The following is a 6,718-nucleotide window of genomic DNA, read 5'->3' as shown; positions in this document are numbered from 1 at the left end:
GGTAGTCTTCCAGATGAATGATCTGGCCAGTATTTGTCCGCATGGTCAGTCCCGCTTGCGCCGTTCTACTGGAGAATTTGTAGTGGGCGCCTGTGATGGTGAAAAGGCCAAGGGGCGAAAAGCCGGATATTGCCACGCAATTGTGATGCCGGCGACCGCACTTCCGGCAGAAAAGACATGGCGTCCGATGGTTCTTCCCGCTTCCTTATCAAATTGACCTGTATCGAAGTGGGACTAACAAGACATGAATTGGAAAGGTTTTTTTCGCGGCCGCTAAAGAAAAGCTGGCCGTCGTCCTGTCCAACGACGACCGATCAAGAAAAAACGTCATTCATCACGAAGTTTGATCCGACATTCTTGCCAAGCGTCGTTAAGGTAACGCCATCCCACGGTGGTCTTCTCCACTGAAACTCCCCCAGCCAGCCGTCGCGCCCGCCATTGGCCGGGCGATGCTGTTTGAAAAGTGCCTTCAATGGATGCGGAAGTTCAAAGCCCGATGAAGGGGATCCTGCTCAAGGTCCTTTCCGTCGTCATTTTCGTTTGCATGTCGACGCTGATCAAGGCGGCCGGAAGCGGGATCGCCACCGGCCAGATCACCTTCTACCGTTCCGCCTTCGCCATGGTGCCGATCCTCGGCTATCTCGCCTTTCGCGGACAATTGCGCGACGCGTTCAAGACCGATGATTTTACCGGCCACATCGCGCGGGGCTTCATCGGCATCCTGGCCATGAGCTTCGGCTTCTACGGGCTCGTCCATCTGCCGTTGCCGGAGGCGATCGGCATCGGGTACGCCATGCCGCTGATCGCGGTCGCGTTCGCGGCGATCTTCCTCGGTGAAACGGTGAGGCTCTATCGCTGGTCGGCGGTCGTGATCGGGCTGGTCGGGGTGATGATCATCACCTGGCCGCGGCTGACCTTGTTCCGCGAGGGAGGTTTCGGTTCGCTGGAGGCATTGGGAGCAGCCTCGGTGCTGGTGTCGGCGGCACTCGGCGCGGTGGCGATGGTGCTGGTGCGCAAGCTCGTCAAGAACGAGCGAACGCATACGATCGTGCTCTACTTCTCGCTGTCGGCCTCGGTGTTTTCGCTGGCGACGCTGCCCTTCGGCTGGCCGTCGATCTCCCGCGAAGCCTTTCTGCTGTTGATGGTTGCCGGCTTTTGCGGCGGGGTGGCGCAGATCCTACTGACCGAAAGCTATCGGCATGCCGACATGTCGACGATCGCGCCGTTCGAGTACACGTCGATCGTGCTTGGACTGATCATCGGGTACTTCCTGTTCGACGATATCCCGACGGCGACAATGCTGATCGGCACGGCCATCGTGGTCGGCGCCGGCATCTTCATCATCTTCCGCGAACATCGTCTTGGCCTGGAGCGCAAGGGCGCGCGCAAGCACGTGACGCCGCAGGGCTGATCGGGCCAGCGGGGTGCGAGTGCACGCGCGGTGCGCGAGAAACGGCTAGGGTCGCGGGTTCTCCCAGGCTGGCACCGTGTCGTCGTCGATGAGGGGCTCCTGTGCCATTTGCTGGGCTATAGGGCTGGTGACGTCGGGACCGGGCGTCGGCATGACGCTGGTTGCCTGGAAGTCGGTCTTGGCGACCAGGCCCTTGTGCTGCTCGCGCTGCAGAATGCGCCAGGCGGCGTAGCCGCCATAGAGAGCGAAGTAGATGGCGAGAACGAGGAACAGCGCCGCCGGGCCGAAGCGATCCATGACCGGGCCGACCATTAGCGGTCCTGAGATCGTGCCGAGGCCGTAGGTGATCATCAGGCCGGAGGAGATCTCGACATATTCTGTCGGCTTGGCAAGGTCGTTCGCATGCGCCACGTTCAGCGCATAGATCGGAAACAGTACCGAGCCGATGAAGGCGGCGATGACATAGAGCACGGCGGGCTGGCTGCCGATCGAGGCCGACATCACCAGACACGAGATGACGCCAACGATGCCACAGCCGACCATGACGATACGCCGGTCGATCTTGTCGGAGAGGCGGCCGATCGGGATCTGGGAAATCGCGCTGCCGGTGAGCAACGAGGCGAGCAGCGTCGCGCCCTCGGCGGTCGAAAGGCCGATCTTCTGGGTGAAAACGCCGCCGAGGTTCAGCCAGGCGCCGGAGAGCGCGCCGGCAAGAAAACCGCCGACGACGGCGACCGGCGAGCGGCGGAAAAGCGCCGGGATATCGAACTTGGCCTGCGCGGGTGGGGCAGGCATGGGCGAGGAGGAGAGCGCCGTCGGCAGGAGCGCGAGCGAGAAAAGCACGCTGCACAGCATGAAGAGCGAAGTGTTGGTCGGATCGCCGAGCGGCACCATGTATTGCCCGCCGATGGTGCCGACCATCGTCGTGATCAGGTAGAGCGAGAACAAGAGGCCGCGGTTCTCATTGGTGACGCGCTCATTGAGCCAACTCTCGATGACGAGGTAGCTGCCCGAGATTGCAAAGCCGGCGATGCCGCGAAAGACGATCCAGGCGCGCCAGTCTACGATCAGGCCGCAGAGCAGGATCGCAATGGAAAGCAGCGTGATCAGCGCGGTGAAGACGCGCACATGCCCGACGCGAAGCACGAATTTCGGCGTGACGACACAGGAAAGCGTGAAGCCTACCGTATAGCCGGTGGCAATGACCGAGACCGTCATCGTAGACCAGTTTTCGGCGACCGAGCGCACGGGGATGACATAGCTCTGGAGGCCGAAGGCGACCATCATGAGCAGGGTCGACACCATCAGGCTGAAGACGGAAGCGAGGCTGGCCAGCATCGGCGCTCCTGAAAACATTGCGCTGCGCCATCACGATGATGGCGCGGTGCGAGTGGAGCGAGGATTCTGGCGGATTCCGGACGAGCCCGACACTCCAAGTCATCGCGAGTGTGGCTCTATCGGGTTTTCCAGGCGCTGTCGATTGCGACAGGCGATGACAAAAAGGCGGTACGCCGCTTGTCAGGTGGCAATCAGTTCGGCAGCAGCGGGCTCACGGCGACACGATGGGCGCGGCGTGCATCCTTCTTCGTGCTGAGGGCGGTGTATTCGCGCGAGGCACGCACGGCCGTGCCGATGTCGGAGATCGAATCGAGCAGGACCTTGAGGCTTGCGATTGTCTTGGTCATGGCTTCGTTCCTTGTCTCGTCGTCGGTTATGCACGCGATACGCCGTGAGGCGCACCGCGTGGGATCAGCGCTGGATGAAGTCGGCGAAAATCTGCGAAGGACGGGTGGTCCGGGCGAGGCCGATCGCGGTCATCTGCTCGTTGGCTGCCGTGCCGAAACGGTTGAACGGCGTCCGGTAAGCAGCACCGGTGTGGCGGAGCGTCTCAAAGCTGCTGTGGATCGGACGAAAGCGGGCAGTCATGGTTCAATTCCTTAAAAATTCCATTCCTCCCGTGCCAGCATATTGCGCTGCAACATGGCTTTTTGCAATGCGTCAGAATGCGCCGCTGATATGCGCAAACCGCATGGCTTTCTTCATTCTTTGTTCATAAAGCGGGTAGGCCGGTCGGTGCCGCATGGGCGACCGTTCTTTAGAGCGAATCAGCCGTGGATGCGGGCCTTGAAGGCGAGCAGGTCCTGCCAGGCAAAACGCTTGTTGACCGGTGCCGTCACGAGGTCCTGCGGGTGCAGCGTCGCAAGGGTCGGCACCGTGATGCCGCCGATCGGAAGGTCACGCCATTCGCCACGCAGCTGGTGGATGGTGTCGTTACCGCCCAGGAAGAAGCGGGCGGTGAAATTGCCGAGCAGCAGCAAGTGCTTGGGCTCGGCGAGCGCGATCTGGCGCTCGATGAAGGGACGGCAGATATCCGCCTCGCGCGCCGTCGGAACCCGGTTGCCGGGCGGCCGCCAGGGCACGACGTTGCTCAAGAGCACCTGTTCGCGTGCAAGGCCGATGCCGGCGAGCATGCGGGTCAGCATCTCGCCGAGGCGCCCGGCAAAGGGCTGGCCGTCGCGATCGTCATCGGCATAGGGCATCGGGCCGACGATCATGATGCCGCTTGCGGCATCGCCCTCGGCAAACACGAGATTGCGGGCGCTGTTTCTCAAATTGCAGCCGGCGAAGCCTTCCATCGCCACCCTGAGCTCGGCGAGCGACCGCGCCGATTCGGCGGCGAAACGGGCTTCCTGGATGGCCTGGGCGTCGGGAATGGCCACGGCAGGCGCGCCTGCCGCCGGAAGGGATGCGCGTGCGTCCCGGGACGTTGCCGGGGCGGTCGGTGCCGGTGCCTGACGAGCGGCTGGAGGCGGCTGCACCTCTGTCCGGCCGCCGGCCGCCGGGGCGCGCGCATTGCCGCGCGCCGCCTTCATCGCCTCGAATTCGGCGAAGCGGTCGACCGGCTCCTCTTCCAGCAGCCATTCGACACCCGCGTCCGCATGGAACGCGAGGAGGGCGGCAAGCTGGGCCGGAGAGAGGTCATGGGCGGAAATCATGGCCGCCAACCTAACCCATAAGGCGCCGGACCGGAACACGTATTCCGGTCTCTGGCATCCCTATCCAAGGTCATCGCTTGTCTCTTCTCAACCGGCTTTCAGCGTCACCTCAGGCGGCGTTGGCCGTCCAGTGGGCGATGTCATCGTGTTCGCCGATCAGCGCCAGGCCGTGGGCGATCGACAGGAGTTCGCCGCCGCTCTCGATGCGGCTTGCGTCGAAACGCCTCTCGAAGATCGAGCGTACGGCCGGCACGAAGGACGTTCCGCCGGTGAGGAAGACCTTGTCGATCGTCTCTGGCGGTGTCTGGGTCGATTGCAGGACGTCGTCGAGTGCAGCTTCGATGCGCGCGATCTCCGGCGCAATCCAGCCTTCGAAGTCGCTGCGGCGAACGGTGCGACGCGACATTTCGCCAAGTGGGGCAAAGTAGAATTCGGTCTCGTCTTCCTTCGACAGCTGCATCTTCGTCGCAGAGATCGCGTTATAGAGCGGATAGCCCTCGTCATGTTCGATCAGGTCGATGAAGGCCTCGAGCTTTTCCGGCTCCAGGCTCTGGCGCACGAGCTTTTTCAGATCCGTGAAGTCTTTCAACGTCTTGAAGATCGAAAGCTGATTCCAGCGGCCGAAATTCGCGTAGTAGTTCGACGGCACTTCAAGCAGCTTGTCGAAGCTTTTGAACTGACTCCCCTTTCCGATCAGCGGCGAGACGACGTTGTCGATGATGCGGAAGTCGAAATGATCGCCGGCGATCCCGACGCCCGAATGGCCGATCGGGGTTGCAGTCAGACGGCCGGCCTTGGTCTCGAACCGGATCAGCGAGTAGTCGGTGGTGCCGCCGCCGAAATCGGCAACGAGCACCGTCGCGTCCTGCTTCAGGTTCTGCGCGAAGTAGAAGGCGGCGGCCACGGGCTCATAGACATAGTGCACTTCCGGGAAGCCGAATTCGGCGAGCGCTGCGCCATAGCGTTCAAGCGCCAGCGCCGGATCCGGGTTGGAGCCGGCGAAATGCACCGGCCGGCCGACGACGATGCGGCTATATTGGTCGGTCCAGCCGTCACCGGCATAGTCGCGCAGCTTGGTGAGGAAAACCCGCATCAGGTCTTCGAACGTGTGACGCTTGGCGAAGACCTGCGTGCCCTGGAAGAGGGGGCTCGCCGCAAAGGTCTTGATCGACTGCAGGAAGCGGCAGTCGCCCGGATTGTCGATGAAGGCGCGGATCGCCGCCTGGCCCGCCTCTACCTTCAGCGCCTGCGCGCCAAGGTTGGCGTCTTTCATGAAGGAGAGCGCCGTGCGCATCGCATCGGTCGAGCCGGCAAGGCTGTCGAACCGCATCGAATGGGTCGTGTCACCGGCGGCAACCGCCAGAACGGAATTGGTGGTGCCAAAATCAAAGCCCAGTGCCTTGGCCATGGGGGACTCTCCTTGCGTCTGGCGTCGCTTCGCCACCCGGCTGAGGCCGGCGGCGCGCGACGCAATATGATCTCGTAGGCCGCCATGAAGCGGCAGACATCGCCCGAAGCCGGCAAAAGACACGCCGCTGCGACGCCTGGGGGCGCCTTGCCGAGTGCCGATCGCGATAGGGATTGCCGGCGCAAACCGCCGGAAGGATGTGGCGGCCTCGTCGCATGGCTCTTCGGCAAAAGCAAGGCCGGATGGGTGATAGCGTCGTCGCGCGACAAAATGATGTATTTACGTTTACGTACACGTCATATAAATCTTTCTCCTAAACTCATGACCTCATGCGCAAAAGCGGGCATCGTCTGTCGCATCCCGGCTCGACAAGCCAAACTGCATTTGCCATGACGGGATGACATGTCCTGGGAACTGAGCCGGCAGAAGACCGGTGAGAGTGGAGAGACGGAATGACCGAGCAAGATCTGCCCGAGCGCGAGAGCATGGAATTCGACGTGGTGATCGTCGGCGCGGGGCCGGCCGGTCTTGCGGCGGCAATCCGGCTGAAGCAGGTCAACCCGGAACTTTCGGTCGTCGTGCTCGAAAAGGGCGCCGAAGTCGGCGCGCATATCCTCTCGGGCGCGGTCGTCGATCCTGTTGGTATCGACCGGCTGCTGCCGGGTTGGCGCGACGAGGCCGACCATCCGTTCAAGACCGAGGTCACGGACGATCACTTCCTGTTCCTAGGTCCTGCCGGCTCGATCCGCCTGCCGAACTTCATGATGCCGCCGCTGATGAACAATCACGGCAACTACATCGTCTCGCTCGGAAACGTCTGTCGGTGGCTCGCAAGCCATGCCGAAGCGCTCGGCGTCGAGATCTATCCGGGCTTTGCCGCAACCGAAGTGCTCTATAACGACG

Annotated in this window: 8 protein-coding genes; 3 read left to right on the top strand and 5 right to left on the bottom strand. The window is 62.4% G+C overall.

The window, feature by feature from the left end:
- Positions 1-217, top strand: a 217-nt coding sequence (locus tag VGO04_RS01500) for a hypothetical protein (RefSeq protein WP_327494189.1), incomplete at its 5' end; no start/stop codon positions are given.
- Between the two features lie 255 nt (positions 218-472).
- On the top strand, positions 473-1,411 hold the full coding sequence (locus VGO04_RS01495; protein ID WP_327494188.1) for a DMT family transporter: 939 nt from the start codon (positions 473-475) through the stop codon (positions 1,409-1,411).
- Positions 1,412-1,456: 45 nt separating this feature from the next.
- Here the strand turns inward: VGO04_RS01495 and VGO04_RS01490 are convergent, their stop codons facing one another.
- The 5 genes from VGO04_RS01490 to VGO04_RS01470 form a co-directional block, all read right to left on the bottom strand.
- Entirely contained in the window at positions 1,457-2,749 is a 1,293-nt protein-coding gene (locus tag VGO04_RS01490) for an MFS transporter (protein WP_327494187.1), read from the bottom strand.
- Positions 2,750-2,940: 191 nt separating this feature from the next.
- Entirely contained in the window at positions 2,941-3,096 is a 156-nt protein-coding gene (locus VGO04_RS01485; RefSeq protein ID WP_327494186.1) for a hypothetical protein, read from the bottom strand.
- Positions 3,097-3,160: 64 nt separating this feature from the next.
- Positions 3,161-3,337 carry a hypothetical protein gene (locus tag VGO04_RS01480; protein ID WP_327494185.1) on the bottom strand — a complete coding sequence of 59 codons (177 nt, stop codon included), beginning with the start codon at positions 3,335-3,337 and terminating at the stop codon, positions 3,161-3,163.
- 179 nt (positions 3,338-3,516) lie between these two features.
- Positions 3,517-4,407, bottom strand: a complete 891-nt coding sequence (locus VGO04_RS01475; protein WP_327494184.1) for a uracil-DNA glycosylase — start codon at positions 4,405-4,407, stop codon at positions 3,517-3,519.
- A gap of 109 nt (positions 4,408-4,516) precedes the next feature.
- Entirely contained in the window at positions 4,517-5,815 is a 1,299-nt protein-coding gene (locus VGO04_RS01470; protein ID WP_327494183.1) for an Hsp70 family protein, read from the bottom strand.
- A gap of 452 nt (positions 5,816-6,267) precedes the next feature.
- Between VGO04_RS01470 and VGO04_RS01465 the strand changes: the two genes are divergently transcribed.
- A partial coding sequence (locus tag VGO04_RS01465; protein WP_327494182.1) for an NAD(P)/FAD-dependent oxidoreductase occupies positions 6,268-6,718 on the top strand: 451 nt, incomplete at its 3' end.

This window comes from Ensifer sp., assembly GCF_035999185.1.
GTDB lineage: Bacteria > Pseudomonadota > Alphaproteobacteria > Rhizobiales > Rhizobiaceae > Ensifer.
The sequence above is the reverse complement of the archived record's forward strand: the minus strand, read 5'-3'. Positions and strand labels throughout refer to the sequence as shown.